A 26,286-nucleotide genomic window follows, 5' to 3' on the forward strand; every position below is an offset into this window, starting at 1 on the left:
GTGGACTTGGGGGGGACCACCGCATTCCGCACGGGGGTATCGCTCGGAGGGGCTGGAAGATCGTGAAGCTGCGCGACCTGGTACGCCGTCCTGTGTACAGGCTCTACGCACGCCGGGTGGAAGGCCGCATCGACCATGACGAGACGCCCAAGCACATCGGCGTGATCCTGGACGGGAACCGCCGCTGGGCGAAGGCGTCCGGAGGCACGACGGTGCAGGGCCATCAGGCCGGCGCCGACAAGATCTCCGAGATGCTGGGCTGGTGCACCGAGACGGACGTCGAGGTCGTCACCCTGTGGATGCTCTCCACGGACAACCTGGACCGGCCCGAGGTCGAGCTCCGCCCGCTGCTCAACATCATCGAGAACACCGTCCGCGGCCTCGCCGCCGACGGCCGCTGGCGCGTCCACCACGTCGGCAACCTCGACATCCTGCCCGCCGGCACCCAGAGCGTCCTGAAGGAGGCCGAGGAGGCCACCCGCGACATCGACGGAATACTCGTCAACGTCGCCGTCGGCTACGGCGGACGCCAGGAGATCGCCGACGCGGTCCGCTCCCTTCTGCTGGAGCACGCCTCGAAGGGCACCTCCTTCGAGGAGCTCGCCGAGATCCTCGACATCGAGCACATCTCGGAGCACCTCTACACGCGCGGCCAGCCCGACCCGGACCTGGTGATCCGCACCAGCGGGGAGCAGCGGCTGTCCGGATTCATGCTGTGGCAGAGCGCCCACTCCGAGTACTACTTCTGCGAGGTCTTCTGGCCGGCCTTCCGCAAGGTCGACTTCCTGCGCGCCCTGCGCGACTACGCCGCCCGCCACCGGCGCTACGGCACCTGACCCCGCCCGGCGGGGCCCCGTACGGCATCTGACCTGCGGTGGACCAACGCCCCCTCGGCACCTCACGGCGCGCCCGGAACCCTCCGCGGCGCGCCGTGCGCGTGTTCCCGTACGCCCTTCCCGTCCCGTCGGACCCTCCGCGCGAGGCCTTCACCAGGGATTCACCGAGCGTCCGTCATATGCCATGGCATGGCTGGACCCATTCGGGGAATATCCCTTGCAGGTCGACGCCCGATCCACGGGTGTCGAATCTCAGCGGACGGCATGGGGTCGTCCGCCCGGGAGGCCCTTTGCACCAGGACGCACGTGCGGCTCGCACGGACGGAGTGGAGGGCCGGAAGTCGGCCCGCGCAGGGGTGCCGATGACCGGTCCGGTCTTCATGGCCCGACCTCTTCCGAGGGGGTACGTCCTTCCGTGGTGACCAGCACTAAGAGCCGCCTGCCCGACAGGCGGACCTACGTCCTCGACACCAGCGTCCTGCTGGCAGACCCCAACGCGATCTCCCGCTTCGACGAGCACGAGGTCGTGCTCCCGATCGTGGTGATCACCGAGCTGGAGGCAAAGAGGCACCATCCCGAACTCGGCTACTTCGCCCGTCAGGCCCTCCGCCTGCTCGACGACTTCCGGGTTCGCTACGGACGCCTCGACGCACCCATCCCACTGGGCGATCTGGGCGGCACCCTGCGCGTCGAGCTCAACCACTCCGACCAGAGCGTCCTGCCCGCGGGCTTCCGGCTGGGGGACAACGATTCGCGGATCCTCGCGGTCGCGCGCAACCTCCAGGCCGAGGGCTACGACGTCACGGTCGTCTCGAAGGATCTTCCCCTGCGCATCAAGGCCTCCTCCGTGGGGCTGATCGCCGAGGAGTACCGCGCGGAGCTCGCGATCACCGATGCCGGCTGGACCGGCATGACCGAGCTGGCGCTCTCCGGTGAACAGGTGGACCTGCTCTTCTCCGAGGAGCGGCTCTACGTACCGGAGGCCGCGGAACTCCCCGTGCACACCGGTCTGGTCCTCCAGTCGGAGCGCGGCAAGGCGCTCGGCCGGGTCACGGCCGACGGCAACGTGAAGCTCGTACGGGGCGACCGCGAGGCCTTCGGGCTGCACGGCCGCAGTGCCGAGCAGCGGATCGCGCTCGACCTCCTGCTCGACCCCGAGATCGGGATCATCTCGATGGGCGGCCGGGCCGGCACCGGAAAGTCGGCGCTGGCGCTGTGCGCGGGGCTGGAGGCCGTACTGGAGCGGAGGCAGCACCAGAAGGTGATGGTCTTCCGGCCGCTGTACGCGGTCGGCGGCCAGGACCTCGGCTACCTCCCCGGGGACGCCAACGAGAAGATGAGCCCCTGGGCCCAGGCGGTGTTCGACACCCTCTCGGCGGTCGCCGGGCGCGCGGTCATCGAGGAGGTGCTCAACCGCGGGATGCTGGAGGTCCTGCCGCTCACGCACATCCGGGGCCGCTCGCTGCACGACGCGTTCGTGATCGTGGACGAGGCGCAGTCCCTGGAGCGCAACGTCCTGCTGACCGTCCTGTCCCGCATCGGCGCCAATTCGCGGGTGGTCCTCACCCACGACGTGGCCCAGCGGGACAACCTGAGGGTCGGCCGGTACGACGGAGTCGTCGCCGTGGTCGAGAAGCTGAAGGGGCATCCGCTCTTCGCCCACATCACGCTGACCCGCTCCGAGCGCTCCCCGATCGCCGCGCTGGTCACCGAGATGCTGGAGAACCTGTAGGCGGGCCCGGCGGCCCGCACGGGCCGCGAACCGGGTAAAACACCCATAGCGGGAAGGTGAGTTGGCGCCGTCCGGCAAAGGCGAGAGAGCCTAGCCGGGCGGCGCCTCCGCGCACAGGGGTTTACCGAAACCAACGGCGACGCACCAGGTGTGACCTTTCCCACGCAACGGAGAATTGCCCTGCGGCGTCGAGGTCCGGCAGAGTCTGTTTTCCGTCAGGCCCCGCATACGGCACACCTGTATCTCCCGTGAGATGCAACCGCAGTACGCTAACTCCACAGTCGATCGCCGTATGCCGCCCGGAGCATCACGCGGCACTCCCGCAAGGGAGTTGCCCACGGGCCCGCGCCTCCAGTGACCGCACCACCACGGAGGCCAGTGTCAGGGCACTATTGCGCCCGCGCGGTCACTGCGGACGCTGCTGGAAGGAAACCGTGTGAGCCGGATCTCGGTTCGGGGATTCGCGGTGGCTTCGGCCACCGCCGTCACCACCGTCGGCGCCGTCGTGGGTGTTGCCACTGGCGACCCCGCCTCGAACGATCTCGAGACGACCGCGTCCGGGACGACTCTCCTCACTGACATCCCGGTCGGCCAGCAGGCGCAGGTCCAGAACGCGTCCCTGACGCAGCAGGCCGACTCCATCGCGCACGCCGCCGACGCCGATGCCAAGCGCTCGGCGGAGGAAGCCGCCCGCATCCAGGCCGCCGAGGACGCCAAGGCCAAGAAGGCCGAGGCGCAGAAGGCCGCCGACGAGCAGGCGAAGAAGGAGCGCGAGGAGAAGGAGCAGGCCGCCAGCCGTTCCACCGGCCGCGACGCCTCCTCCTTCACCCCCCAGGCGACCTACACGGTGGCCCAGGTCAAGGCGATCGCCCAGCAGATGGTCCCGGCGGGGCAGTTCCAGTGCTTCTCCCGGATCATCAACCAGGAATCCACCTGGAACTACCTGGCCGTGAACAAGTCCTCGGGCGCCTACGGCCTCGTCCAGGCCCTGCCCGGTTCGAAGATGTCCACGGCCGGCGCGGACTGGCGCACCAACCCCGCCACCCAGATCGAGTGGGGTCTGAACTACATGAACAAGCGGTACGGCAGCCCGTGCGGAGCCTGGAACTTCCACCAGGCCAACGGCTGGTACTAGCCCCGCACGAGGAGCGCCCGCGCGCCTCGGCCCCGAAGAGCCCCGCACCGTTCCTACGGTGCGGGGCTCCTCGCGTGTACGGTCTTTCGAGGCGTGCCCCGGCGCGCGGTCCAGGGCGGGGGGAAGGGAACGAGATGGCGAAGACAGGCTGGCTCGGCCGGCTCGGCAAGAGGCTGAGCGACGTGGAGGCCCGGCTCGCGGAGCGGCGCGCCGAGGTCGAGGCCGAGACCTCCGACGCCGCTCCCGCTCCGGCCCGGTCCTACCCGGCCCCGGCGCACCGGGCCCCGGCACACCCGGCCCAGCCCGCCCCGGCCCCCGCCGCCCCGCACTCCGTGGAGCCGGGCCGGGAACACTTCGACTACACCGCGCCCCGGCGCCCCGACCCCGTGTCCGTCATCCCGTGGGGCATGCGCGTCGCCGCCGAGGCGAGCTGGCGGCTGCTGCTGCTCGCCGGGATGCTCTGGGTCCTGATGAAGGTGATCAGCGAAGTCCGGCTGGTCGTCCTCGCCTTCGCCGCCGCCCTCCTGGTCACCGCACTGCTCCAGCCCTTCGTGGTCCGGCTGCGCCGGCTCGGCATGCCCCGCGGGCTGGCCACGGCCGTCACCGCGATCCTCGGGTTCGTGGTCATCGGGCTGGTCGGCTGGTTCGTGGTCTGGCAGGTCATGGACAACCTCGACGATCTCTCCGCCCGGCTGCGCGAAGGCATCAACGACCTCAAACTCGCCGCGCTGGACAGTCCGTTCCACGTGACCGAGAAGCAGATCAACGAGATCGCCAAGAACCTCAGCGAGACCATCGGCACCAACACCGAGCAGATCACCTCCGCCGGCCTGCAGGGCGTCACCGTCCTCGTCGAAGTGCTGACGGGCATGCTGCTCGCGATGTTCTCCACGCTCTTCCTGCTCTACGACGGCAAGCGCATCTGGACCTGGACCACGGCCCTGCTCCCCGCGGCCGCCCGCCCCGGCGTGGCCGGCGCCGGTCCGCGCGCCTGGCGGACCCTGACCGCCTACGTGCGCGGCACGGTCCTCGTGGCCCTCATCGACGCCGTGTTCATCGGCCTCGGCCTCTACTTCCTCGACGTCACGATGGCCGTGCCGCTCGCCGTCTTCATCTTCCTGTTCGCCTTCATCCCGCTCGTCGGCGCCGTGATCTCCGGCGTCCTCGCCGTGGTCGTGGCCCTGGTGACGCAGGGGCCGTTCACCGCGACGATGGTGCTGCTGGTGGTCCTGGCCGTCCAGCAGATCGAGGGCCACGTGCTCCAGCCCTTCATCCTGGGCCGGGCGGTACGGGTGCACCCGCTCGCGGTGGTGCTCTCGGTGGCGGCCGGCGGCCTGGTCGCCGGCATCGGCGGAGCGGTGGTCGCCGTCCCGCTGGTCGCCGTCACCAACACGGTGGTCGGCTACCTGCGGGCCTACTCGCGCGAACAGCTCCACCACGGGCTCTCCCCGGTCGGCCCCGGGCCGCACGGTGCGACGGCCCTGGGTCAGACGGAATTCGAGGCGGAGGAGACACGTACGGGTGATAACGGAGCCTGAGTTCGACGGCGGTTCGTCCGGCCTTCCGGGGCCGGAGGCCCTTGAGGGGGCCGAGGGGGCCGGGGGGCCGCAGGGGCACGAGGGCTACGGAGGGTCCGCGCGGCCCGGCCGCCGCCCCTGGCGCTGGGCGCTCGGCGGGGCCCTGCTCGCCTCCGCCCTGTGGGCGGGCGCCTGGTGGGCCGCGACCCCGCAGGACCACCGCCCGCCGCTGCGGTACGCGCTGCCCCTGAGCCTGTGCGACCAGGCGAAGCTGCCCGCGGTGGGCCGGCTGGCCGAGCGCATCGCCTGGGACCAGACCCCGAGGCTCTGGGAACACCCGGGCGTGGACCGGGCGATGTGCATGCTGAGCACACCGCCGATCGACGCGGAGGTGCCCACGCGCTGGCTCGCGTACCAGGCCCAGGTCTCGATGGAGCTGCACAAGCGCGTGGACCCCGCGGCGGAGTTCGGCGCGGATCCCGGCGGAGGGGGCTGGGGCGACCTCGGCAGACCGGACTTCCGCTCGGTGCCGGGGCTGGGGGAGCAGGCGCTGATCTCCGAGACGGAGTACGGGAGCGGGTGGCGGCTGACCGTGCTCGACGGCGGCGCGGTGTTCACCATGGACGTGTCGGTGTGGTCGGGCGGCGAGGGCGAACCGGTCAGCGGCGAGGCCGCGCCGCAAGATCCACCGAAGCCCGATGCCGACGCGGTCCAGGCTGCGATGATCGAGGACATGCACGCCCTGATGAAGGCGCTGCACACGTAGCCGGGGGAACGGCGGGGGGACACGGGGATGATCGGCGAGCCCGAGATAGACGGGAGCTGGGGCACGGCGAGCGGGGCGGAGGTCCTTCCGGGCGAGCCCGCGCCCGAGCGCGTACGGCGCGCACGTCCGCCGTGGCTGTGGGCGCTGGGCGGGGTGGTGGCGGCCTCGGCGGTGTGGGCGGGCACCCTGGCGGTGCAGGACCGTTTCCGGGACACGCCGCGCCTCGACTACCGGCACTCCGCCGACGTCTGCAAGGAGTTCGAGGTCAAGACGGTCGGCCAGGCTGCCGGCCGGGAGTTCGACGGGCGCCAGAGCAGTGCGGGCACCTCACCCGAGCAGGACTGGGCGTACTGCACGACCTCCATGCTGTACGTGGAGGGGGCCCCGATGTACGGGGCCCAGGTGCTGGTCGAGCTGCACAAGAAGACCGACCCCGGGCGGGAGTTCGCCACCGGCCCCGGGACGGACCCGGACACCAGGCTCGACACCGACGAGCGCTACGCGGTGGTGGGCCTCGGCGAGCGGGCGGTGCTCGACCCGTACTACGGGCGCACCGGAGCGCGGCTGATGGTGCTCGACGGAGGGGCGGTCTTCACCCTCAGCGTGCAGTGGTTCCACCTGAACGGCGACCCCGGCGGCGGCGTCGACGGGGGCGCGATGGAAGCCGCGATGGTCGAGGACATGCGGGCGCTGATGGCCAAGCTGAAGCGGTAACCGCTGCCGCACACACGCAGGGGCCCCGCGACCGGAGTCGCGGGGCACCTGGGCACGTAGGGCGGGGTGTCACTCGCCGGCGAGCGCGGCCTCGGCGTCGAGGGTGACGGCGACGGCCTGGATCACCGAGGCGATCTTGAAGGCCTCCTGGACCGTCTCGCGGTCCACGCCGGCCTTGCGCAGGACCTGCTCGTGCGAGTCCAGGCACTGGCCGCAGCCGTTGACCGCGGAGACGGCGAGCGACCACAGCTCGAAGTCCACCTTGTCCACGCCCGGGTTGCCGATGACGTTCATCCGCAGGCCCGCGCGCAGGGTGCCGTACTCCGGGTCGGAGAGCAGGTGGCGGGTGCGGTAGAAGACGTTGTTCATCGCCATGATCGCGGCGGCGGCCTTGGCGGCGGTGTACGCCTCCGGGCTCAGGGCCGCCTTCGCCTCCGGCTCCAGCTCGCGCAGGACGCGCGGGGACCGGGCGGCGATGGCGCAGGACAGGACGGTGCCCCACAGCTGCTGCTGGGTCAGGGTGTCCTGATTGCCGATGACCGAGCCGAGGTTCAGCTTCAGGTCCTTGGCGAAGTCCGGTACGGCGGACTTGAGGGAGTCGAGGGACATCCGTCACTCACCGGCCAGCAGGGCGCCGGCGTCGATGGTGCTGTCGCCCTTGTTCCAGTTGCAGGGGCACAGCTCGTCGGTCTGCAGGGCGTCGAGGACCCGCAGGACCTCCTTGGGGTTCCGGCCGACGGAACCGGCGGTCACCATGGAGAACTGGATCTCGTTGTTCGGGTCCACGATGAAGACGGCGCGCATCGGGAGACCGTCCGAGCCGAGGATGCCGAGGTCGGAGCAGAGCTCGCGCTTGATGTCGGACATCATCGGGAAGGGCAGGTCGCGCAGGTCGGCGTGGTCCTTGCGCCAGGCGTGGTGCACGTACTCGGAGTCGAGCGAGAAGCCGAGGATCTGGGCGTCGCGGTCGGCGAACTCCTCGTTCAGCTTGCCGAAGGCGGCGATCTCCGTCGGGCACACGAAGGTGAAGTCGAGCGGCCAGGAGAAGATGATCTTCCACTTGCCCTCGTAGGTCTTGTGGTCGATCTGGGCGAACTCGGCCCCGGCGTCGAGCGAGACGCAAGCGGTCAGGTCGTAGGTGGGGAACTGGTCGCCGACAGTGAGCACGCGCTCTCCTTGCGGAATGGAAAGTGACCCTTTTGGGGGCTTTCCGGTGAGGTTGGACGTATCTCACATGCTGACACGGCGGCATTGATTGCAGAAATAGCTAACCTGGTAGTGAGTGATCGGAGATACCTATCAGAGGAACGAAGCAGGCGACGCTGGCCCAGCTGCGGGCCTTCGCCGCCGTGGCCGAGCAGCTGCACTTCCGCGACGCGGCCGCCGCGATCGGGATGAGCCAGCCCGCGCTCTCCGGCGCCGTGTCCGCGCTGGAGGAGGCGCTCGGGGTGCGGCTGCTGGAGCGGACCACGCGCAAGGTGCTGCTCACCCCCGCCGGGGAGCGGATCGCGGCCCGCGCACGGGCCGTGCTCGACGCGATGGGCGGGCTGCTGGAGGAGGCCGAGGCGGTACGGGCCCCCTTCACCGGGGTGCTGCGGTTCGGGGTGATCCCCACCGTGGCCCCGTACCTGCTGCCGACCGTGCTCGGGCTATTCCACCGCCGCTACCCCCGGCTCGACCTGCAGGTGCACGAGGAGCAGACGGCCTCGCTGCTGGAGGGGCTGGCCGGCGGGCGGCTCGACCTGCTGCTGCTCGCCGTACCGCTCGGGGTCCCCGGAGTCACCGAACTGCCGCTCTTCGACGAGGACTTCGTCCTGCTCGCGCCGCGCGAGCACGCTCTCGCCGGCCGCCGGGACATCCGGCGCGAGGAACTGCGCGGACTGCGGATGCTGCTGCTCGACGAGGGGCACTGCCTGCGCGACCAGGCCCTCGACATCTGCCACGACGCGGGACGCGGCGCCGGGGCGGACGTCACCACCACGGCCGCCGGACTGTCCACGCTCGTCCAGCTGGTCGCCGGCGGGCTCGGCGTGACGCTGCTGCCGCGCACCGCGCTGCGACTGGAGACCGCCCGCAACGAGCACCTGGCCACCGGGTACTTCGCCGAACCGGCGCCCTCCCGGCGGATCGCGCTGGCCATGCGGACGGGCACCGCCCGCGCGGAGGAGTTCCGCGCCGTCGCCGACGCCCTGCGCGAAGCCGTACGCCCGCTCCCCGTCTGGCTGACGGACTAGGGAGCGGGCGTACGGGGCTGCGTGCGCGAGGCGGTCGATCCGTGCGCGGCCGTTACTCCGTGCGCAGGCCGTCCGGGCGCATCAGGCGGATCAGCGGCGGCAGGCTGAGCAGGGTGACCAGAACGGACACGCCCGCGCCGATGCCGACCATCCCCAGGACCGCGGTCACGTTGACCGTGATCGTGGAGCCCGTCATCTGCAGCAGCACCAGGCCGAGCGCGAGCCCGACCACCGTGGCCAGGGCCAGGCCCAGGCCGATCGGGATGGCGGTCTGCCACAGCACGGAGAGGCTGAGCGTGGAGCGCTTGGTGCCGAAGGCGACCAGCGCCGACAGCAGCTTCTTGCGCTCGCGCAGCTGCTCCAGCTGGGAGACGAGCAGGCTGGCGCCGATCAGCATCAGCACGAGGGCGGAGCCCACGAACAGGCCGGTCCGGATGGAGGCGAAGCGGTCGTTGACCTCGGTGGCCTGGACCGTCATGGGGACGGACATCGGGTCGGCCTTGAAGACGGCGTTGCGCGCCAGCTCCACGGCGTCGGGCACGTTCGGGTCCAGCTTCACGTACACCCGGGAGGACTGGAAGTTGCCCATGCCCTTCGGGGCGGCCGCCGGGGTGACCAGCAGTCCGCTCAGCGTGTCGCCCATCGGGCCCTTGCGGGGCTGTACGGTCCGGGCGTCGGCGGGCACGGTCCAGGCGACCGGCTTGGTGCCGTCGTCCGCGTTCTCCTTGAAGATGTTCCCCACGAACAGCTTCTCGCCGGGCTTGGCGGTGTCGCCGGTCATGCCTCCGGGTGCGGGGGCGCCGGTGATGACGAAGGCGTCGCCGTCCTTGCAGGAGGGCAGCTCCGCGAACTCCTTGAGGGCGGCGCAGGTGCCGGTCGTCACCTGGATCGCCGTGTCCGTGTAGCTCATGTCCGGGCTGCGCCCGGCCATGGTCGAGGACTCCGCGACGGCCTGGGTGACGCCCTTGGTCCCGGCCAGCACCCGGGCGACGTCCTCGCCGCCGCCGCGGGAGCGCTGCATGACGGAGATCGAGGCCCGGGTCGGGTCGTGACCGGTGTCCTTGGTGTACGAGTCCTCGGTGGAGGCGAAGAGCATCTGCAGGGCGATGGCTCCGGCGACCGCGACGGCGATCCCGTTGACCAGCCGGGCGGAACTGCCGCTGGTGAGCTGGAGCCGGCGGGCGGCGAGCTGCCAGGAGACCGGGCCCGCGCCGCCGATCCGGCCGACGACCCGTTCCAGCACCCAGGGGAGCAGGACGGTGATGCCGACGAGGAGCAGCACCACGCCGCCCGAGACCTGCCACTGGTTGAACTGTCCGCTGTCGTTGCCCTTGCCCATCAGCGGGGCCAGCAGGCCGAGTCCGGCCAGCGGGAGCAGCAGCCGCCACCAGATCCGGCGCTTGGCCGGAGTCGTCGTACGGACCACGCCGAGCGGCTCGATGACCACGCCGCGCAGGGCGAACAGGGTCACGGCGACGGCCGCGGCGGGCACGGCGATCGCGATGAGCACGGCCAGCCAGGGCGTCGGGTTGAGGTCGGAGGGGAAGACGCTGCGCTGGTAGAGGTCCATGGCCGGGGCCGCCTGGCGGGCCGCCAGGAAGAAGCCGGTGCCCAGGGCCAGGCCGATCAGCGATCCGGCGGCGGCCTCGCCGGCGGCGATCCGGCGGACCATCCGGCCGTCGGCGCCGACCAGGCGCAGGGCGGCGAGCCGGCGGTCGCGGCGGTCGCCGCCGAAGCGGACGGCGGCGCCGATGAACACGGCGACCGGCATGAGCAGGGCCACGAAGGTGAGGACGACGAGGAGGGTGAGGACCGGGTCGAGGCCCTCCTTCTCCTGGCTGTTCTCGAAGGCGGTGACCCGCTGGACGTAGTTCGGGGCCTCCTTCTGGAGCGCGGGGAGGCGGTCGCTGCCCGCGTAGAAGTAGAGGTCGCCGGGGCCCACCAGGCCCGCGTCGCCGATGGTCCCGACGATCTTCCCGTCGAGGCGGTCGCGCAGCAGCTTGCCCTCGTCCGTCTTCATCAGCCGGTCGAGCGCGGGGGAGACGACCAGTTCGCCGGCGCCGGGGAACTTCTTCACGCCCGGGGGCAGCGGGGCGTCCGGCCCCTCGGGCTGCACCAGCCGCCCGTCGATCCCGTAGGCGCGGTACGTCTGGTTCACATCGGTGATCAGCAGCGTGTCGCGGCCGGGCTCCTCGGCGGTGGGCGAGGTGAAGGTCTGGCGGGCGGCGCCGCGCGCGTCGCGGGCGGCCAGGGCGCTGGGGACCGCGCTGGTGACGAGCAGCAGGGCGACGCCGAGGCCGACGCCGAGGCCGGTGAGGAGGGTACGGGTCCAGCCCTGGCGGCCGCCGCCGAAGGCGAAGCGGACGCCGAGTCCGAGGTCGCGGAGCCAGACGCGGAGCGCGCTCTGCTCCGCGGGTCCGCCGTGGCCGCCGGCCCGGCGGTGGGTGGTGCCGTGACTCATACCGCGCGCTCCATGTCGCGGGACTTGCCGTCGCGTACGACGATCTCCCGGTCGGAGTACGCGGCCACGCGGGTCTCGTGCGTGACGAGGACGACGGCGGCGTTCGTGGACCGGGCGGCCTCGGTGAGCAGCTGCATGACCAGCTCGCCGTTGAGGGAGTCGAGGGCGCCGGTGGGCTCGTCGGCGAAGATCAGCCGGGGGTTGGTGACGAGGGAGCGGGCGACGGCCACGCGCTGGCCCTGGCCGCCGGAGACCTCGCCGGGGCGCTTGCGGCCGAGGTCGTCGACCTGGAGCCGCTCCATCCATTCCAGGGCGGTCCGTTCGGCCTGCTTGCGCTTCACGCCGGTGAGGCGGAGCGGCAGGGCGACGTTCTCGACGCAGGTGAGCTCGGGGACGAGCTGGCCGAACTGGAAGACGAAGCCGAACTCGCCGCGGCGCAGGGCGCTGCGCTCGGCGTCGTTCATGGCGGAGAGCTCGCGTCCGGCGTAGGTGATGGTTCCGGAGTCGGGGGTGACGATTCCGGCGAGGCAGTGCAGCAGGGTCGACTTGCCGGACCCGGAGGGGCCCATGATCGCGACGACCTCGCCCGCGTGGATGGAGAACTCGGCTCCGTCGAGGGCGTGGGTGGTGCCGTAGGTCTTACGGAGGTCAGTGGCGCTGAGCAGCGTGCCGGCCGGGGTCATCGGCGTATCTCCTGGGCGAGCTGGTCGAGGCGGGCGGCGGTGAGTTCGAGCCACCGCAGGTCCGCTTCGAGGTGGAACAGGGCGTGGTCGCAGACGAGCTGGTCGGCGAGGTCGCCCTTGCGCTTGCGTTGGGTGAGGATGCGCATCAGGCGCAGGTGCTCGGCGCGCTGGGTGTCCAGGAGCTCCTGGGCGCTGCGGCCGGTGAGGAGGGCGAGCACGACCTTCGTGTAGAGGGTCGACTGCAGGTACGGCTCGGGCTTCTCGGGCTGGGCGAGCCAGCCCTCGACGTCGGTGATCCCGGCGTCGGTGATCGCGTACCGCTTGCGCTCGGGGCCGCCGCCGCTCTCCACGCCGTCGACCTCGACCAGGCCGTTCTTCAGCAGCCGGGACATCGTCGAGTAGACCTGCCCGTAGGCGAGGGGCCGGTCGTGGCCGAATCTCTCGTCGAAGGTCCGCTTGAGGTCGTAGCCGTGCCGGGGGCCGGCCTCCAGGAGGCCGAGGAGTGCGTGACTGATGGACATGCCGACGACTATACACGCGGTGTATACGCTCGATGTATACGTGGAGTGCATAGCCGGCAGGACTGGCCATTCGACGGGCAGGATCGGCCATTCGACCGACGGGGTCCGCCATTCGAAGGGAATCCGCCCGCGGGGGAGGCGGCTCCGGGGTCGGCCGGGACCTTGCTGGCATCTTGAAGGTTCATGCGAGCACCCACCACCAATACCGCCGCACTCCCACCGCAGCAGACGGGCACCGAGGAGCGGGCGGCGCCGACGCCGTCCCCGGAAGGCCGGGCCCGAGCCGACTGGTGGATCTGGGCCATGGCGGGGGCGCTGTTCTTCGCCTACATGGCCCTGTCCCTGCGGATCCACGAACGCCTGCTCTCCCGCAGCTTCGACCTGGGGATCTTCGTCCAGGTCGTGCGTTCCTATGCGTCGGGGCACCTGCCCGTATCCGAGGTCAAGGGGCCCGACTTCCCGGTCCTGGGAGACCACTTCTCCCCGATCCTGGCCCTGCTGGCGCCGCTGTACTGGCTGTGGCCGTCGGTGAAGGTGCTGCTCGTGGCGCAGGCCGCGCTGGTCGCCGGGAGCGTGCTGCCGCTGGCCTTCTGGGCCCGTCGGACGCTGGGCTCCGCGGCCGCCGCGGTCATCGGCACCTGCTACGGGCTCTCGTGGGGCATCGCGAGCGGGGTTTCCTCCGACTTCCACGAGTGGGCCTTCGCCCTTCCGCTGCTCACCCTCTCCCTGACGGCCCTCGGCGCGGGCCGGCTGCGCGCCGCCGCGTACTGGGCGCTGCCGCTCCTGCTGGTGAAGGAGGACCTCGGTCTCACGGTGGCCGCGATCGGCCTGGTCATCGCCTGGCGGGGCGGCCGCGGCGGGCGCCGGCTGGGGCTCCTCACGGCAGCGGCCGGTGTGGCCGGGACCGGGCTGGCCCTGCTGGTGCTGGCCTCCTTCCATCCGGGCGGCTTCGACGGCTACCTCGTCTCCCACAACCCCGGTGGCGGCGCGGGCGGCTCGGGCGGCGCGCTGGTGGGGGAAACGCAGGGCGGCGTACTGGAACTCCTCCACCAGCTGACGCTCGGTCTGATCACCCCGCAGGAGAAGGTCACCACCCTCGTCCTCATCCTGGCCCCCACCCTCTTCCTGGCCGCGCGTTCGCCCCTGGTGCTGATCGCGCTGCCGTCCGTACTGTGGCGCCTCGCCTCGAACTACCCGCCCCACTGGGGCACCGGCTACCACTACTCGCTGCTGGTCATGCCGGTCGTCTTCGTGGCCTTCGTCGACGCCCTGCAGCGGCGCGGGGCGAGCGGCCGCAGCCTGTACCGCTACCTGGCGGGCTCCGCGGCGGTCACCCTGCTCCTGCTGCCGCACTATCCGCTCTGGCAGCTGACGCAGCCGGAGACCTGGGTGAAGGACCCCCGCATCGCGGTGGCCCACAGCGTGATGGACGAGATCCCGGACGACGCCACGGTCCAGGCGTCGCACTACCTCGTGCCGCACCTCGCCGACCGCACCAGCGTCAGCCTCTACGGATGGGGGGACAGCCGCCCCCATCCCGAGTGGATCATGGTCGACACCCAGGTACAGCCGCATCTGCGGTGGCCGATGTCGGTCTTCCAGGAGCAGATCTCCCTGGACGAGGCCCGGGCCCGGGGGTACCACACGGTGGACGACAGGGACGGCTTCGTCCTGCTGAGCCGCACGGGATAGCCGCCTGCACCGGACACGCGTGTGGGGCGCCGGCTCGGCCGGCGCCCCACACGGCTGTTCGCGAGGCTCAGTCGCCCGCCGTCACGCGGCCGGGCGCTGCACCGTGATCGACTTGATGACGACGGGCTCCTTGGGCTTTCCGTCGGTCGATCCGTCCGCCGTCCCCTTGGCGGCGATCTTCGCCACCGTGTCCAGCCCGCCGACGACCTTCCCGAAGGGGGTCCAGCTGGGCGGCATGCGGAGAGTGGGATCGGCGTAACTGATGAAGAACTGGCTGCCGTTCCTTCCCGGCACGGCCTTGGACATGGCGACGGTGCCCGCGGGGTAGGAGGCTCCGGCCAGGTTTTCGTCCTTGAACCAGTACCCGGGGTCGGAATTACCCTCTCCGGCGGGGTCGCCGCATTCCAATACGAAAATCCCTCCAGTGGTGACCCGGTGGCACTTACTTCCGTCGAAGTATTTCTTTCCGGCGAGGAAGGAGAACGAGTTGGTGGTGCACGGCGCGTCCTTCGTGAGGGCCTCGATGGTGACGGGGCCCTCCTCGGTGTCGATCCTCACCGTGTACGGCCGGGCCGCCGCCACGGCGTCGAAGCCCGGGACGGAGGCCTTGCTGCCGCCGTCGGAAGCCGCGTAGGTGCAGGTGACGGGCGGCTTGGAATCCGTGACGCCACCGGTGAGGGAGAGCGCCGTCCACGTGAGTCCGGAACACACGGCGACCGCCGCCACCGCGACGCCCGCTTTCCGGGCCGCCCGCCGTCCGCCGGATTTCGTCCCACTGGTCAGATTCATACGAGCCTCGAATTCGGTGAGCGGCCGTATATGACGCGGTGAGCGTATCCAGTCGTACGGATGCGGGCGGGCGGCACACGCCGTGCAATTCGGGCGGAATGCCCTCAGGAATCCGGTGCGTTGCGGGGGCGGCCCCGGGGTGGGATCGGGCCCGCGCCGCCGGGGAGGCGGCCGGCCTCGGACAGGGCGCGGCGGAGCAGGAACTCGATCTGCGCGTTGGTGCTGCGCAACTCCGCCCCGGCCCACCGCGCGAGTGCGTCGTGCACCTGCGGGTCCAGCCGCAGCAGCACCTGCTTGCGGGCCTGGCGCCCGGCCCTGGGGGCCGCCGCGGCCCCCTCGGCCGCGCCCTCCGGTGCGGCGCCTTGGTCGGGGGTCACTGGTAGAGGGTGCCCGTGTTGACTACCGGCTGGGCCGCCCGGTCGCCGCACAGGACCACCATCAGGTTGGACACCATCGCCGCCTTCCGTTCCGGGTCGAGGTCCACGACGTCCTGCTCCGCGAGGCGGGTCAGGGCGAGCTCGACCATACCGACCGCGCCCTCGACGATCAGCTTGCGGGCCGCGACGACCGCCCCCGCCTGCTGGCGCTGGAGCATCGCGGAGGCGATCTCAGGGGCGTACGCGAGGTGGGTGAAGCGGGACTCGATGATCTGGACGCCGGCCGCCTCGACGCGGGCGGACAGTTCGACGGCGAGCTTCTCGGTGATCTCCTCGGCGTTGCCGCGCAGCGACAGGCCGCCGTCCTCGTGGGCGTCGTAGGGGTACTCGATCGCGATGTGGCGGACGGCCGCCTCGGTCTGGGTCTCGACGAACTCGGTGAAGTCGTCGACCTCGAAGACGGCCCGCGCGGTGTCCTCGACCCGCCACACCACGACGGCGGCCAGCTCGATCGGGTTGCCGTAGGCGTCGTTGACCTTCATGACGGCGGTCTCGTGGTTGCGGACCCGGGTGGACAGGGGGTGGCGGGTGGCCAGCGGGTTGACCCAGCGCAGTCCGTCGGTGCGGACGGTGCCGCGGTAACGGCCGAACAGCTGGACCACGCGGGCCTCGCCCGGCGCGACCATGTTCAGCCCGGTCATCGTGATGACGGCGACGAGGGCCAGGAGGGCGCCCGCCAGGATCAGGCCCACCAGGGCCCCGCCGCTCGCGGACACCGAGGCGATCACGATCAGGCCCGCCCCCGCGGCAATTCCCGCCAGGCCGAGCAGCAGCGCGAGCCCGCCGCCCACGCTCCGCGCGGGGAACTCCCGTACGCCGCTCTCGGTACCGCCCGTGGTGTTCGTCATCGTCTGCCCCGTTTCGTCGGTGGCGGCCGGTCGGGCCGCTTAGCAAAGTGATATCACTTTTTTGACCAGGGCGGGAGGGGAGCGAGAGAGGGGAGCGGGAGGGGAGGGGATGCGGAGCGGCAACCTCCGGGGCCCCGCTTGCGTCGGTTCCGGTGGGATGGGTGCTCATTGTCACGTCCGAATTGCCCGGTATCAGCATCCGTTGGCCGGTTTTTGTCACAGCCTGCGGTGTTAGCTTTCTGAGCTGACGTCGGGGGGTAATCGAGCGGAGCGGGAGCGATGGGGCGAGCAGAAGCGCGTAGGGCGCAGCAGCAGCGCGGTGCGCGACGAGCGCCGCGCGGGCGCGTCAAGGGCAAGGGCGGCAAACCGACCGGCATACGCCGCTTCTTCACCTGGAGGAAGGTGCTCGGCACCTTCTTCGGCGCGGTGCTGCTCGGCATGGCGGCCCTGGTCGGCCTCTACTTCTACGTGGAACCGCCGAACCCCAACGACGATGCGCTGAAGCAGAGCAACGTCTACAAGCTCTCCGACGGCACGGTCATGGCCCGCGTCGGCTCCATGAACCGCCAGATCGTGTCGATCGACAAGATCCCGGCGGACGTGCAGACGGCCTTCATCGCCATCGAGAACAAGTCTTTCTACAGTGACCGGGGCGTCGACCTCAAGGGCATCGCCCGAGGCGTGTTCAACACCGTCACCGGCAAGGGCAAGGCCGGCGGTTCGACGATCACCCAGCAGTACGTCAAGAACTTCTACCTGACGCAGGACCAGACGGCGACCCGCAAGCTGAAGGAGTTGATCATCTCCCTCAAGGTCGACCAGGAGATGGAGAAGCCCCAGATCCTTGCGGGCTACCTGAACACCAACTTCTACGGCCGCAACGCCTACGGCATCCAGGCCGCGGCCCAGGCCTACTACGGGGTCGACGCCGACAAGCTGACCCTGGAGCAGGGCGCGTACCTCGCCGCGGTCCTCCAGGCCCCCAGCCAGTACGACTGGGCGACCGCCGGGCCGAACGGCAAAGAGCTCGTCATGATCCGCTTCAACGGCGTGCTCGACAACATGGTCGAGATGGGCAAGCTGGACCCGGCCAAGCGCAAGGAAATGAAGTTCCAGGAGCCGATCAAGCCCAAGGCGCCCACCGGTGCGGAGGGCCAGAAGGGCTACCTGATCCAGGCCGCCGACGAGGAGCTCAAGCGCCAGACCGGCATGACCGACGGCCAGCTGAAGGCCGGCGGCTGGGAGATCACCCTCTCCATCGACCCGAAGAAGCAGGCGGCGCTGGAGCAGGCCGTCCAGGACGAGCTGGAGTCCAAGCTCGACCGCAAGGGCCGCCCCGTCGACGCCGCCGTGCAGGCGGGCGCCACCTCCGTGGACCCGAAGACCGGCGCGATCGTCGCGATGTACGGCGGCACCGGGCAGAGCGAGCAGTGGGCCAGCAACGCCCTGCGCAAGGACTTCCAGCCGGGCTCGACCTTCAAGCCGGTCGTGCTCGCCGCGGCCCTGGAGCAGAAGGCGAGCACGCAGGACGGGAAGCCGATCACGCCCAGCACCCTCTACGACGGCACGAGCAAGCGGCCCGTGGTGGGCAGCGACACCCCGTTCGCCCCGCAGAACCAGGACGACAGGAACTACGGCAACCCGATGATGACGGTGCAGTCCGCCACCAACTCCTCGGTGAACTCCGTGTACGCCCAGATGATCGTGGACGTCGGTCCGCGGAACGCGAAGAAGACCGCCCTGCAGCTCGGCATGCAGGACCGCGAGGGCTGGCCCGAGGACAGGCCGGCCATGTCGCTCGGCACCATGAGCGCCGACACGGTCGAGATGGCCGGGGTCTACGCCACCTTCGACAACCACGGCAAGAAGGTCACGCCGAGCATCATCAAGTCCGCCAAGCACGCGGACCGCGAGTACAAGCCGGTCCGCGCCGTCGGCGACACCGCCATCAGCCGCAGGACCGCCGACACCGTCACCAAGGTGCTCACCGGCGTCGTCGAGGACGGCTCCGGTGAGGCCGTGAAGAGCTCGGCCTACGAGGCCGCGGGCAAGACCGGAACGGCCGAGAAGAACGTGGCCGCCTGGTTCACCGGGTTCACCCCGGAACTGGTCACCGTCGTCGCGATGTTCGGTGACGAGCCCGGCACCCACACCCAGACCAGCCTGACCGGCACCGCCGGCGGCGGCCGCGCGGGCGGCTCCAGCTTCCCGGCGTCGATCTGGAAGGAGTACACCCTCGCCGCCCTCAAGGGCGTCGACACGGCCTCCTTCGACCTCGACGAGGCCGACATGGGCAAGGTCCAGTCGTCGAGCCCCAGCAGCTCCGCGTCGACCTCGCCGAGCCAGTCCGAGAGCTCGCAGTCGCCGAGCGGCACCCCGAGCCGGACGCCCAGCCGGACGCCGAGCCGGACGCCCAGCTCGACGCCGAGCTCGACCCCGAGTTCGACGCCCAGCTCGACGCCCACCCCGACGAAGTCCAGCTCGGGGAAGCCCTCGCCGCCGGACCGGGAGCCCGAACCGTAGGAGGTCCGGTCAGCGCCGGTCCGGTCAGCGCCGGTCCGGCGAACCCGGCAGAGCGAGCTCGAACCAGACGACCTTGCCGCTGCTCAGCCGGGTGGCACCCCAGCGGCGTGCCATCCGGTTGACCAGGAACAGGCCGCGGCCGCCCTCGTCGTCGTCCCGGGCCCGGCGCTGGCGCGGCAGCTGCGGGGAGTCGTCGCCGACCTCGCAGCGCAGTACGTCCGTCCGCAGCAGGCGCAGGGTCACGGGCCGCTCGGCGTACCGCACGGCGTTCGTCACGACCTCGCTGACCAGCAGCTCCAGCGAGTCCTCCAGCTCCTCCAGCCCCCAGCGCGCCAGCGCGCGGCGGGCGAACCGGCGGGCCCGCCCCGGGGCGGTCTCCTCCGGGTCCAGGAACCAGTACGCCACGTCGCTGGGCGCGATCCCGTCGAACCGGGCCGCGAGCAGCGCGATGTCGTCGTCCCGGTCACCGGGGCCGAGCATGTCCAGGATGTCGTCGCACAGGGCCTCCAGCGGCGGCGGGTGGTCCAGGCCCGTCAGCTGCGCGGTGGTGGCGAGCCGCTCGCGGAGCTGCTCGATGCCGGTCCAGACGTCGCGCAGCCGCGATTCGACGAGCCCGTCGGTGTACAGCACGAGGGTGGCCCCGGCCGGGGCGTCCAGCTCCACGGCCTCGAAGTCCACGCCGCCGACGCCGATGGGGGCGCCGGGGGGTACGCGCAGCACCTCGGCGCGGCCGCCCAGGTGCAGCAGGACCGGCGGCGGATGCCCGGCATTGGCGATGGTGATCCGGTGCGAGACCGGATCGTAGACGGCGTAGAGACAGGTGGCCATGCGGTCGGAGCCGAGCCGCTGCGCCTGCTCGTCCAGGTGGTGCAGGACCTCCGCGGGCGGCAGGTCGAGCTGCGCCAGCGTCTGGGCCGTCGTGCGGAGCTGTCCCATGATCGCGGCGGAGGTCATGGAGTGGCCCATGACGTCGCCGACGACGAGCGCGACCCGGCTGCCGGGCAGGGGTATGGCGTCGTACCAGTCCCCGCCGACCCGGGCCGTTTCGGCGGCGGGCAGGTAGCGGCTGGCGAGCCGGACCCCGGTGGGCTGGGGGAGGCTGTCGGGCAGCATCGTGCGCTGGAGCTCGTCGGCGATGTAGGCCTCGCGGCCGTAGAGCACGGCCTTGTCGATGCCCAGCGCGGTGTGGGTGGCCAGCTGCGCGGCGACCAGCAGGTCGTTCGTCTCGAAGGCGGGCCGCTCCGGGGTGCGCAGGAACACCGCCGCGCCGATGACGCGGCGGCGGCCCCGCAGCGGCGCGAGGATGGCCCGCTGGCCGCGCGGGACCGGGTGGTCGGCGCCCAGCAGCTCCGGCAGGGCGGCGCGGGCGGCGGCGGAGGACCCGAAGACCGGCCGTACGCCGCGCAGCACCTCGGCGAGGGCCCCGCCGGGGCGGATCTCGCACAGCTCGGCCGCGGGCAGGTCACCCTGCGGGCCGACCAGGGCGAGCTGGCTGAAGTCGAGCTCGCCGTCGGCGGTGGTCGCCGCGCCGGCGGCTCCGGCTCCGGCTCCGGTGAACTCGTCGATCGGCCGGAGCCGGTCGGTTCGGCGGAGCCTTAAAACGACCGGTCCGACGGGCCGCTCGTCGCCGACGGGCAGGGGATCGCGCAGGTAGACGAGGATGGCGTCGGAGAACGTGGGCACGGTGGCCCGGCACAGGCCGAGCACGATCTCGTCGAGGTCGATGCCGCGCGCGATCCGCCGGGTGGCGGCTCCGACGAACCGCAGCCGGTCGCCCTCGCGCCGCGCGATGGTCGAGTCGGCCCCGATGCCGCCGGGGCCGCCCGTGCCGCCGGCCTGGGCCGTACCGCCGGGCTGCACGGACGCGCCCGGCCGTCCGGACGCACCGGAGGCGCCGGAGGTGGCCAGCGTGCCGGACCGTCCCGCGGCCTCGCGGGCGGCTTCGCCGTCGCGGGTGCGCGCACTGCCCGCCTCCGCGGCCGCGGCCGCGTCACGGCCGGCCCGGACCCGGGCGGCGCCCTGGCCGGGCAGGGCCGCGGGGTCGCCGGGCTCCCCGGCCCCCTCGGAGGCGGACGGCGCCTCCGCGGTGGCGCGGGGGCGGGGCAGGTCCGCCGCCTGGGGCTGCGCATGCGTGCGCACGGCCTCGGCCGCCGGGAGCGTGGCCTTGCCGTGGCCCAGTTCCTCCGTGCCGTGGCCGGACTCGTCGGTCCGACCGCCGGAGGCAACCGGCTGGGGGCCCTCCTGAGAGGTGGGGTACTCCGTCACGCGTGGCATTCCGTCCGTTTGCGCTCGATGTGCGCTGCACTCAACTCGGTCAGTCGCGGTATACCCGCTCAGCGGCGGGGACACCATCGCCCCGCGTTTCCGCGTCCCGCTCGTTACCTCTCGATATCGCGTCGGCCTAGGTCAAATGCTGTGCTGCTGGCGACATTTGACCGCCGACGCCCCGGCGGAGGACGATCCTACGATCGCCCCCCGGGGGCGCATCAAGGGTCTCATGAGGTCATATGCGCCGGAGTGCGGTCCCAGTCCTCCGGCAGTGCCGGTACGCCCCATGCGGGGTCCGGCCGCCAATCCTGCCAGCCTTCGGAGAATGGCGGACCCCAGGCCCCGATCACGTCCACCGCCGCGAGGCCGGCCGCGCGCACGCGGCGGGCCTGTTCCGGGTCCATCAGACCCGACCGCTGGGCCTGGGCGAACTCGTCCTCGTCCAGCCACTTCCAGCTGCGGTCCGGGTAGACGGCGATGTCGAGGAAGTGGTCCACGGAGTCCACCCCGCCGGTCCACCGGGACAGCGGCTCCTCCAGGTTCACGTACCAGTTCTTGAGCCGCCAGCCCGGTCCCCAGAACAGCCACACCGACCAGGGTTCCCCGGGCCGGGCCAGCTTCAGCACGCCCCCGCCGAACCAGCGCGACCGTACGGTGGTCCGCGGCGCGGTGTACCGGGTGGCGAGCGGCTCCTCGTGGACCGGGGTCCCGTCGGCGAGCACCGGCTTGACGCACTCGGTCCCGGGGGCCATCCACACCGCGAGCAGCTCGTCGGTGTCGGCCACCACGGTCACGGGCCGGCAGATGTGGACGGCGCCCTTCGCGTCGGGCGCGTGATCGCGGTAGCGCCAGAGGATCTGCTCCCCGGGCGCCCAGCGGACGCCCTGTGCGGCGCCCCGCTCCGCACGCCCGGCCGAGCCCTGGGCCGAGCTCTGCATCGAGCCCCGTGCCGAGCTCCGCGCGCTGCCGCCCCCGCGGCCTCCGGTACCTGTCATGGGCAGATCTTAGGGCGGGGGTCCGGGGGACCGCTGCGCTGCAGGTCACCGAGGTGTCCGAGGGAGGGAAACGACCGGATCCGGACCCCGGGGCGGGGCGGCCGCCCCGGATCGGGGTCCGCTCAGGGGCGGGTCATCCGCAGCACGTCCAGTGCTTCGTCGAGCTGCTCCAGGGTGAGGTCGCCGCGGTCCACGTACCCCGACTCCAGGACGACCTCCCGGATCGTCTTGCGCTCCGCGAGGGACTTCTTGGCGACCTTGGCAGCCTCCTCGTAGCCGATGTACCGGTTCAGCGGGGTCACCACGGAGGGCGAGGACTCGGCGTACTCCCTGGCCCGGGCCGTGTTGGCGGTGATTCCGTCCACGGTGCGGTCGGCCAGCAGGCGGCTCACGTTGCCCAGCAGCCGGATGGACTCCAGGAGGTTGCGGGCCATCACGGGGAGCATCACGTTGAGCTCGAAGTTGCCCGCTGCGCCCGCCACGGCGACCGCGGCGTCGTTCCCCATCACCTGGGCGGCGACCATCAGGGCGGCCTCCGGGACCACCGGATTGACCTTTCCGGGCATGATCGAGGACCCCGGCTGAAGATCCGGGAGATTGATTTCGGCCAATCCGGTGCGCGGCCCCGATGCCATCCAGCGGAGGTCGTTGCAGATCTTGGTCAGCGAGACGGCGACCGTACGGAGCATTCCGGACGTCTCGACGAGGGCGTCCCGGGCCCCCTGGGCCTCGAAGTGGTCCCGGGCCTCGGTCAGCGGCAGCCCCGTCGCGGCGGCCACCTCGGCGATCACGGCCGCGGAGAACCCGGGCGGGGTGTTGATCCCGGTGCCCACGGCGGTCCCGCCCAGCGGCAGTTCGGCCAGCCGGGGCAGCGCCGCGCGCAGCCGCTCGACGCCGTAGCGGAGCTGGACCGCGTACCCGCCGAACTCCTGGCCCAGGGTGACCGGGGTGGCGTCCATCAGGTGCGTCCGGCCGGCCTTGACCACCTGGGCGAACTCCGCGGCCTTGCGCTCCATCGCGCCGGCCAGGTGCTCCAGGGCGGGGATGAGCTCGCCGGTGACGGCGGCGGTGGCGGCGATGTGGATGGAGGAGGGGAAGACGTCGTTGGAGCTCTGCGAGGCGTTGACGTGGTCGTTGGGGTGGACGGCGCGGCCGAGCCGCTCGGTGGCGAGGGTGGCGATCACCTCGTTGGCGTTCATGTTGGACGAGGTGCCGGAACCCGTCTGGAACACGTCCACGGGGAAGTGCTCGTCCCAGCGGCCGTCGGCCACCTCGGCGGCGGCCGCGACGATGGCCCCGGCGGTGTCCGCCTCGATCACGCCGAGCCGGGCGTTGACGGTGGCGGCCGCGGCCTTGATGCGGGCCAGTGCCTCGATGTGGGCCCGCTCCAGGCGCTGCCCGGAAATGGGGAAGTTCTCGACGGCGCGCTGGGTCTGAGCTCGCCATTTGGCGTGGGCGGGGACGCGCACGTCCCCCATGGAGTCGTGCTCGATCCGGAACTGTTCGTTCGTCATCTGTGGTGCCTCCTCAAAAAGTTGAGCAATTGTCTTGTTCGGACTGTTCCCAACTCGCCTACCGGCCAGTAAATACCGTGGGTAACACCGAGATCGGGGAGGCGTTCATGGCACGTGCCCGTACGCAATCAAGGACCAGGCTCAGATCTACCGTCGCCGCCGTCGCGGCGGCCCTGGCCGCCCTGGGGGGCGTCACCGCCATCACCCCCACGGCCCAAGCGGCCAACGCCTCGGGGGCCGCCGCCGCGGTCACCCCGCTCACGCCCGAACTGGAGGCCGTCCGGGCCGCCGAGGCCGTCAAGATCTACGGCGACTCCGCGATCCGCCCGCTCGCGGACCGCAAGACGGGGCTCATCTCGCTCGGCGACAGCGAGATCTCGGGCGAGGGCGTCGGCAACTACGACCCCGCGACCAACACCCCGTCCAATCAGTGCCACCGCTCGCCCGACGCGGCGATCCACCGCACCGGCATCGCGGCCGACTACACCTTCAACGTGTCGTGTTCCGGAGGCTACACGGGCAACATCAGGATCGGCGGCAGCAAGCAGTACGCCGACGAGCTGGTGCAGAGCGACAACCTGGCCATCAAGGCCCGCAACACGAAGATCAAGATGGTGCTGCTGGTCGCCGGGGCCAACGACGACCTGCAGTTCGGCCCGGTCATGACCGACTGCGTCACCCGCTGGGTCCTCAGCCAGGGCACCTGCGAGCCGAAGTACGGACCGGGCTGGCAGGCACGCGTCGACGGGCTGAAGCCCAAGGTCGAGGCGACGATCGGCGACCTCAAGACGGTCATGCGCGACGCGGGCTACGCCGACTCCGACTACAAGCTGGTCGTGATGGGCTACCCCAGCCCCATCGGACCCGACTTCAACGACAACCCCAACTTCCCCGGCAAGCTCCCCGGAGGCTGCGCCGGCTACGACTCCGACGCCACCTGGGGCCGCAACTACGCGGTGCCCACCTTCGAGAAGGGCATGCGCGCGGCCGCCCTCGCCGCGGGCGCGACCTACCTCGACAACTCGCGACTCTTCCACGGCCACGAGGTCTGCATGGAGGACACCTGGGCCCGCGGCCTCTACCTCGACCTCGGGGACCACTTCCCGTGGGACGAGAACACCGCCCGGCAGTCCTTCCACCCCAACTACCGCGGCCACGGCGCCTTCGCGTCCTGTCTCACCCAGCTCTACGCCTCCGGCCTGCGCGAGGCCTCCTGCGCCGACCCGGCGAGCACCGGCACCCCCGTCCTGCAGGCCGGGGCCTGGGACGACCTCTACGAGCCGCTGAAGAACGAGGCGACGGGCAACTGCGTCGACTCCAACGGCGGCGCCAGCGCCAACAACACCAAGGTCCTCGGCTGGGACTGCCACGGCGGCCGCAACCAGGGCTGGTGGTACGACTCCGCGAAGAAGTCCCTCCACATCGAACTCACCCACGACCGCTGCCTGGACGCGCCCGGCGCCAACTACGCCAACGGCACCGGGCTCATCATCTGGAACTGCCACGGCGGCGCCAACCAGCAGTTCGTCCGCGACGGAGCCACCTTCCGGCCCGCCGCAGCCCCCGGCCAGTGCCTGACCGTGGCCGCGGCGCACGAGCCGCTGCGCCTCCAGCCCTGCAACGGCTCCGCGAACCAGCGCTTCGCGTAGCACCCCCGTCAGGCCAGTACCCCCGTCGGTCCTGACCCCGACCCCCCACGCCCGGCCGGCGCACCCCGGCCGGGTGTTCACATCTCACATGTCCAGCAGCAGCTTGCGCACGTCGCGGGGCTTGTTGGTGATGATCGTGTCCACGCCCAGGCGTACGCAGAGCTCCACGTCCTCGGGCTCGTCCACGGTCCACACGCGCACCTGGAGCCCCTTCGCCTTCAGCCGCCCCACCAGACCCGGGTCCCGCCGCACGAGCTCGATGCCCGGACCCGCGTGGGTCGCGTACGGCGGCCGTACCGGCCGCACCCTGTGCTCGATCAGGTACACGGCGGGCAGACCCGGCGCGAGCCGGTGCATCCGGGTCAGCGCGGCCCGGGAGAAGCTCATCACCTCGACGCGGCCGCTCGCCCCGTCGGCGAGCCCGTACTCCCCGAGCAGCCGCACGAGCTCGGCCTCCAGCCGGCCGCCCGCGCGGGTGGGGTGCTTGGTCTCCACGGCCAGCCCGACGGGGTGGGGCGCGGCCAGCGCCTCCTTGAGCAGGTCCTCGAACAGCAGCACCCGGGCCCCGGCGTGCCCGGCCCCCTTCCACGCGCCGAAGTCGAGGGCGCGCAGCTCCTCGTACGTCATCGCGGAGACGACCCCGCGCCCGTCGGAGGTCCGCTCGACCCGCCGGTCGTGCACGCACACCAGCCGCTGGTCGGCGGTGAGCCGCACATCGCACTCGAGCCCGTCGGCCCCGTCGGCGATGGCCTGCCGGTACGCCTCGAGGGTGTGCTCGGGATGCTCGTGGGAAGCCCCGCGATGGGCGATGACCCGCGTGCGGCGGGCAGGGGGGAGGTCGGTCGTCGCTGCCATACGGAAATCCTTGCAAACCGGAGTGAACGCGCTGGTGCGGGGTCGTGTCCCCGACGTTAACCGGATGCGGTGGCCGTCCCGGGCAGGGCAGGGTGACGCCATGCCGGAGCCCCGGAG

The 26,286-nt window shown here is 71.6% G+C and carries 22 protein-coding genes; 10 read left to right on the forward strand and 12 right to left on the reverse strand.

Annotation, left to right across the window (positions count from 1 at the left end; translation table 11 throughout):
• Positions 1-62 precede the first annotated feature (62 nt).
• The 6 genes from NLX94_RS12405 to NLX94_RS12430 all read left to right on the forward strand — a co-directional run bounded on the left by NLX94_RS12405 (position 63) and on the right by NLX94_RS12430 (position 6,700).
• The gene (locus tag NLX94_RS12405; RefSeq protein ID WP_254382723.1) at positions 63-836 is read left to right on the forward strand and encodes an isoprenyl transferase; all 774 of its coding nucleotides are present in this window, start codon (positions 63-65) and stop codon (positions 834-836) included.
• 415 nt (positions 837-1,251) lie between these two features.
• A complete protein-coding gene (locus tag NLX94_RS12410; protein WP_250742793.1) occupies positions 1,252-2,568 on the forward strand; it encodes a PhoH family protein in 1,317 nt (438 codons plus the stop codon).
• 418 nt (positions 2,569-2,986) lie between these two features.
• Positions 2,987-3,703: a transglycosylase SLT domain-containing protein gene (locus tag NLX94_RS12415; protein WP_254382913.1), complete on the forward strand. Its 717-nt coding sequence runs from the start codon at positions 2,987-2,989 to the stop codon at positions 3,701-3,703.
• 134 nt (positions 3,704-3,837) lie between these two features.
• On the forward strand, positions 3,838-5,241 hold the full coding sequence (locus tag NLX94_RS12420) for an AI-2E family transporter (protein ID WP_254382724.1): 1,404 nt from the start codon (positions 3,838-3,840) through the stop codon (positions 5,239-5,241).
• On the forward strand, positions 5,225-5,986 hold the full coding sequence (locus tag NLX94_RS12425) for a hypothetical protein (protein ID WP_254382725.1): 762 nt from the start codon (positions 5,225-5,227) through the stop codon (positions 5,984-5,986). The genes NLX94_RS12420 and NLX94_RS12425 overlap by 17 nt, the downstream gene beginning before the upstream one ends.
• 27 nt (positions 5,987-6,013) lie before the next feature.
• Positions 6,014-6,700, forward strand: a complete 687-nt coding sequence (locus NLX94_RS12430) for a hypothetical protein (protein WP_254382726.1) — start codon at positions 6,014-6,016, stop codon at positions 6,698-6,700.
• A gap of 69 nt (positions 6,701-6,769) precedes the next feature.
• Here NLX94_RS12430 and NLX94_RS12435 read toward each other — a convergent pair whose 3' ends face one another.
• Together NLX94_RS12435 and NLX94_RS12440 are read right to left on the reverse strand one after the other, a co-directional pair.
• Entirely contained in the window at positions 6,770-7,309 is a 540-nt protein-coding gene (locus NLX94_RS12435; protein ID WP_254382727.1) for an alkyl hydroperoxide reductase, read from the reverse strand.
• A 3-nt stretch (positions 7,310-7,312) separates the two neighbouring features.
• A complete protein-coding gene (locus NLX94_RS12440; protein WP_254382728.1) occupies positions 7,313-7,867 on the reverse strand; it encodes a peroxiredoxin in 555 nt (184 codons plus the stop codon).
• A 125-nt stretch (positions 7,868-7,992) separates the two neighbouring features.
• Between NLX94_RS12440 and NLX94_RS12445 the strand changes: the two genes are divergently transcribed.
• Complete coding sequence (locus tag NLX94_RS12445) at positions 7,993-8,934, forward strand: hydrogen peroxide-inducible genes activator (RefSeq protein WP_308402426.1); 942 nt, start codon at positions 7,993-7,995, stop codon at positions 8,932-8,934.
• A 52-nt stretch (positions 8,935-8,986) separates the two neighbouring features.
• On the opposite strand, the gene NLX94_RS12450 is transcribed toward NLX94_RS12445, so the two are convergent.
• From NLX94_RS12450 to NLX94_RS12460, 3 genes are read right to left on the reverse strand one after another with little or no spacing between them, the layout of a single operon-like run.
• Positions 8,987-11,395 carry an ABC transporter permease gene (locus tag NLX94_RS12450; RefSeq protein WP_254382730.1) on the reverse strand — a complete coding sequence of 803 codons (2,409 nt, stop codon included), beginning with the start codon at positions 11,393-11,395 and terminating at the stop codon, positions 8,987-8,989.
• Positions 11,392-12,078, reverse strand: a complete 687-nt coding sequence (locus NLX94_RS12455; protein WP_254382731.1) for an ABC transporter ATP-binding protein — start codon at positions 12,076-12,078, stop codon at positions 11,392-11,394. The genes NLX94_RS12450 and NLX94_RS12455 overlap by 4 nt, the downstream gene beginning before the upstream one ends.
• The gene (locus NLX94_RS12460; RefSeq protein WP_254382732.1) at positions 12,075-12,599 is read right to left on the reverse strand and encodes a PadR family transcriptional regulator; all 525 of its coding nucleotides are present in this window, start codon (positions 12,597-12,599) and stop codon (positions 12,075-12,077) included. Before NLX94_RS12460 ends, NLX94_RS12455 begins: the two co-directional genes overlap by 4 nt.
• 183 nt (positions 12,600-12,782) lie before the next feature.
• Between NLX94_RS12460 and NLX94_RS12465 the strand changes: the two genes are divergently transcribed.
• The gene (locus NLX94_RS12465; protein ID WP_254382733.1) at positions 12,783-14,291 is read left to right on the forward strand and encodes a DUF2079 domain-containing protein; all 1,509 of its coding nucleotides are present in this window, start codon (positions 12,783-12,785) and stop codon (positions 14,289-14,291) included.
• 81 nt (positions 14,292-14,372) lie between these two features.
• Here NLX94_RS12465 and NLX94_RS12470 read toward each other — a convergent pair whose 3' ends face one another.
• The 3 genes from NLX94_RS12470 to NLX94_RS12480 all read right to left on the reverse strand — a co-directional run bounded on the left by NLX94_RS12470 (position 14,373) and on the right by NLX94_RS12480 (position 16,365).
• Complete coding sequence (locus NLX94_RS12470; protein ID WP_254382734.1) at positions 14,373-15,080, reverse strand: peptidylprolyl isomerase; 708 nt, start codon at positions 15,078-15,080, stop codon at positions 14,373-14,375.
• 104 nt (positions 15,081-15,184) lie between these two features.
• Positions 15,185-15,457: a hypothetical protein gene (locus NLX94_RS12475; protein WP_254382735.1), complete on the reverse strand. Its 273-nt coding sequence runs from the start codon at positions 15,455-15,457 to the stop codon at positions 15,185-15,187.
• Positions 15,454-16,365, reverse strand: coding sequence for an SPFH domain-containing protein (locus NLX94_RS12480; RefSeq protein WP_254382736.1), 912 nt, complete (start codon positions 16,363-16,365; stop codon positions 15,454-15,456). Before NLX94_RS12480 ends, NLX94_RS12475 begins: the two co-directional genes overlap by 4 nt.
• A gap of 279 nt (positions 16,366-16,644) precedes the next feature.
• Here NLX94_RS12480 and NLX94_RS12485 point away from each other — a divergent pair, with 279 nt between their 5' ends.
• Positions 16,645-18,888, forward strand: a complete 2,244-nt coding sequence (locus NLX94_RS12485) for a transglycosylase domain-containing protein (protein WP_254382737.1) — start codon at positions 16,645-16,647, stop codon at positions 18,886-18,888.
• A 24-nt stretch (positions 18,889-18,912) separates the two neighbouring features.
• On the opposite strand, the gene NLX94_RS12490 is transcribed toward NLX94_RS12485, so the two are convergent.
• The 3 genes from NLX94_RS12490 to NLX94_RS12500 all read right to left on the reverse strand — a co-directional run bounded on the left by NLX94_RS12490 (position 18,913) and on the right by NLX94_RS12500 (position 23,665).
• Positions 18,913-21,153 carry an ATP-binding SpoIIE family protein phosphatase gene (locus NLX94_RS12490; RefSeq protein ID WP_254382738.1) on the reverse strand — a complete coding sequence of 747 codons (2,241 nt, stop codon included), beginning with the start codon at positions 21,151-21,153 and terminating at the stop codon, positions 18,913-18,915.
• A gap of 230 nt (positions 21,154-21,383) precedes the next feature.
• Positions 21,384-22,094 (reverse strand): DUF402 domain-containing protein, encoded by a 711-nt coding sequence (locus tag NLX94_RS12495; RefSeq protein ID WP_254382914.1) that lies wholly within the window; start codon positions 22,092-22,094, stop codon positions 21,384-21,386.
• Positions 22,095-22,273: 179 nt separating this feature from the next.
• A complete protein-coding gene (locus NLX94_RS12500) occupies positions 22,274-23,665 on the reverse strand; it encodes an aspartate ammonia-lyase (protein WP_254382739.1) in 1,392 nt (463 codons plus the stop codon).
• A gap of 107 nt (positions 23,666-23,772) precedes the next feature.
• Here NLX94_RS12500 and NLX94_RS12505 point away from each other — a divergent pair, with 107 nt between their 5' ends.
• Positions 23,773-25,314, forward strand: coding sequence for a ricin-type beta-trefoil lectin domain protein (locus NLX94_RS12505; protein ID WP_254382740.1), 1,542 nt, complete (start codon positions 23,773-23,775; stop codon positions 25,312-25,314).
• Positions 25,315-25,398: 84 nt separating this feature from the next.
• Here NLX94_RS12505 and NLX94_RS12510 read toward each other — a convergent pair whose 3' ends face one another.
• Positions 25,399-26,169: a glycerophosphodiester phosphodiesterase family protein gene (locus NLX94_RS12510; protein ID WP_254382741.1), complete on the reverse strand. Its 771-nt coding sequence runs from the start codon at positions 26,167-26,169 to the stop codon at positions 25,399-25,401.
• Positions 26,170-26,286 lie beyond the last annotated feature (117 nt).

It is taken from the genome of Streptomyces sp. TBY4 (genome assembly GCF_024213195.1).
In the GTDB taxonomy this organism is placed as follows: Bacteria; Actinomycetota; Actinomycetes; order Streptomycetales; family Streptomycetaceae; genus Streptomyces.

Coding starts and splice junctions, on each gene's coding strand:
- NLX94_RS12420 (WP_254382724.1), top strand. CDS start 3,838: ATGGCGAAGACAGGCTGGCTCGGCCGGCTCGGCAAGAGGCTGAGCGAC.
- NLX94_RS12435 (WP_254382727.1), bottom strand. CDS start 7,309: ATGTCCCTCGACTCCCTCAAGTCCGCCGTACCGGACTTCGCCAAGGAC.
- NLX94_RS12485 (WP_254382737.1), top strand. CDS start 16,645: ATGGGGCGAGCAGAAGCGCGTAGGGCGCAGCAGCAGCGCGGTGCGCGA.
- NLX94_RS12510 (WP_254382741.1), bottom strand. CDS start 26,169: ATGGCAGCGACGACCGACCTCCCCCCTGCCCGCCGCACGCGGGTCATC.
- NLX94_RS12495 (WP_254382914.1), bottom strand. CDS start 22,094: ATGCAGAGCTCGGCCCAGGGCTCGGCCGGGCGTGCGGAGCGGGGCGCC.
- NLX94_RS12450 (WP_254382730.1), bottom strand. CDS start 11,395: ATGAGTCACGGCACCACCCACCGCCGGGCCGGCGGCCACGGCGGACCC.
- NLX94_RS12500 (WP_254382739.1), bottom strand. CDS start 23,665: ATGACGAACGAACAGTTCCGGATCGAGCACGACTCCATGGGGGACGTG.
- NLX94_RS12480 (WP_254382736.1), bottom strand. CDS start 16,365: ATGACGAACACCACGGGCGGTACCGAGAGCGGCGTACGGGAGTTCCCC.
- NLX94_RS12430 (WP_254382726.1), top strand. CDS start 6,014: ATGATCGGCGAGCCCGAGATAGACGGGAGCTGGGGCACGGCGAGCGGG.
- NLX94_RS12460 (WP_254382732.1), bottom strand. CDS start 12,599: ATGTCCATCAGTCACGCACTCCTCGGCCTCCTGGAGGCCGGCCCCCGG.
- NLX94_RS12455 (WP_254382731.1), bottom strand. CDS start 12,078: ATGACCCCGGCCGGCACGCTGCTCAGCGCCACTGACCTCCGTAAGACC.
- NLX94_RS12465 (WP_254382733.1), top strand. CDS start 12,783: ATGCGAGCACCCACCACCAATACCGCCGCACTCCCACCGCAGCAGACG.
- NLX94_RS12470 (WP_254382734.1), bottom strand. CDS start 15,080: ATGAATCTGACCAGTGGGACGAAATCCGGCGGACGGCGGGCGGCCCGG.
- NLX94_RS12505 (WP_254382740.1), top strand. CDS start 23,773: ATGGCACGTGCCCGTACGCAATCAAGGACCAGGCTCAGATCTACCGTC.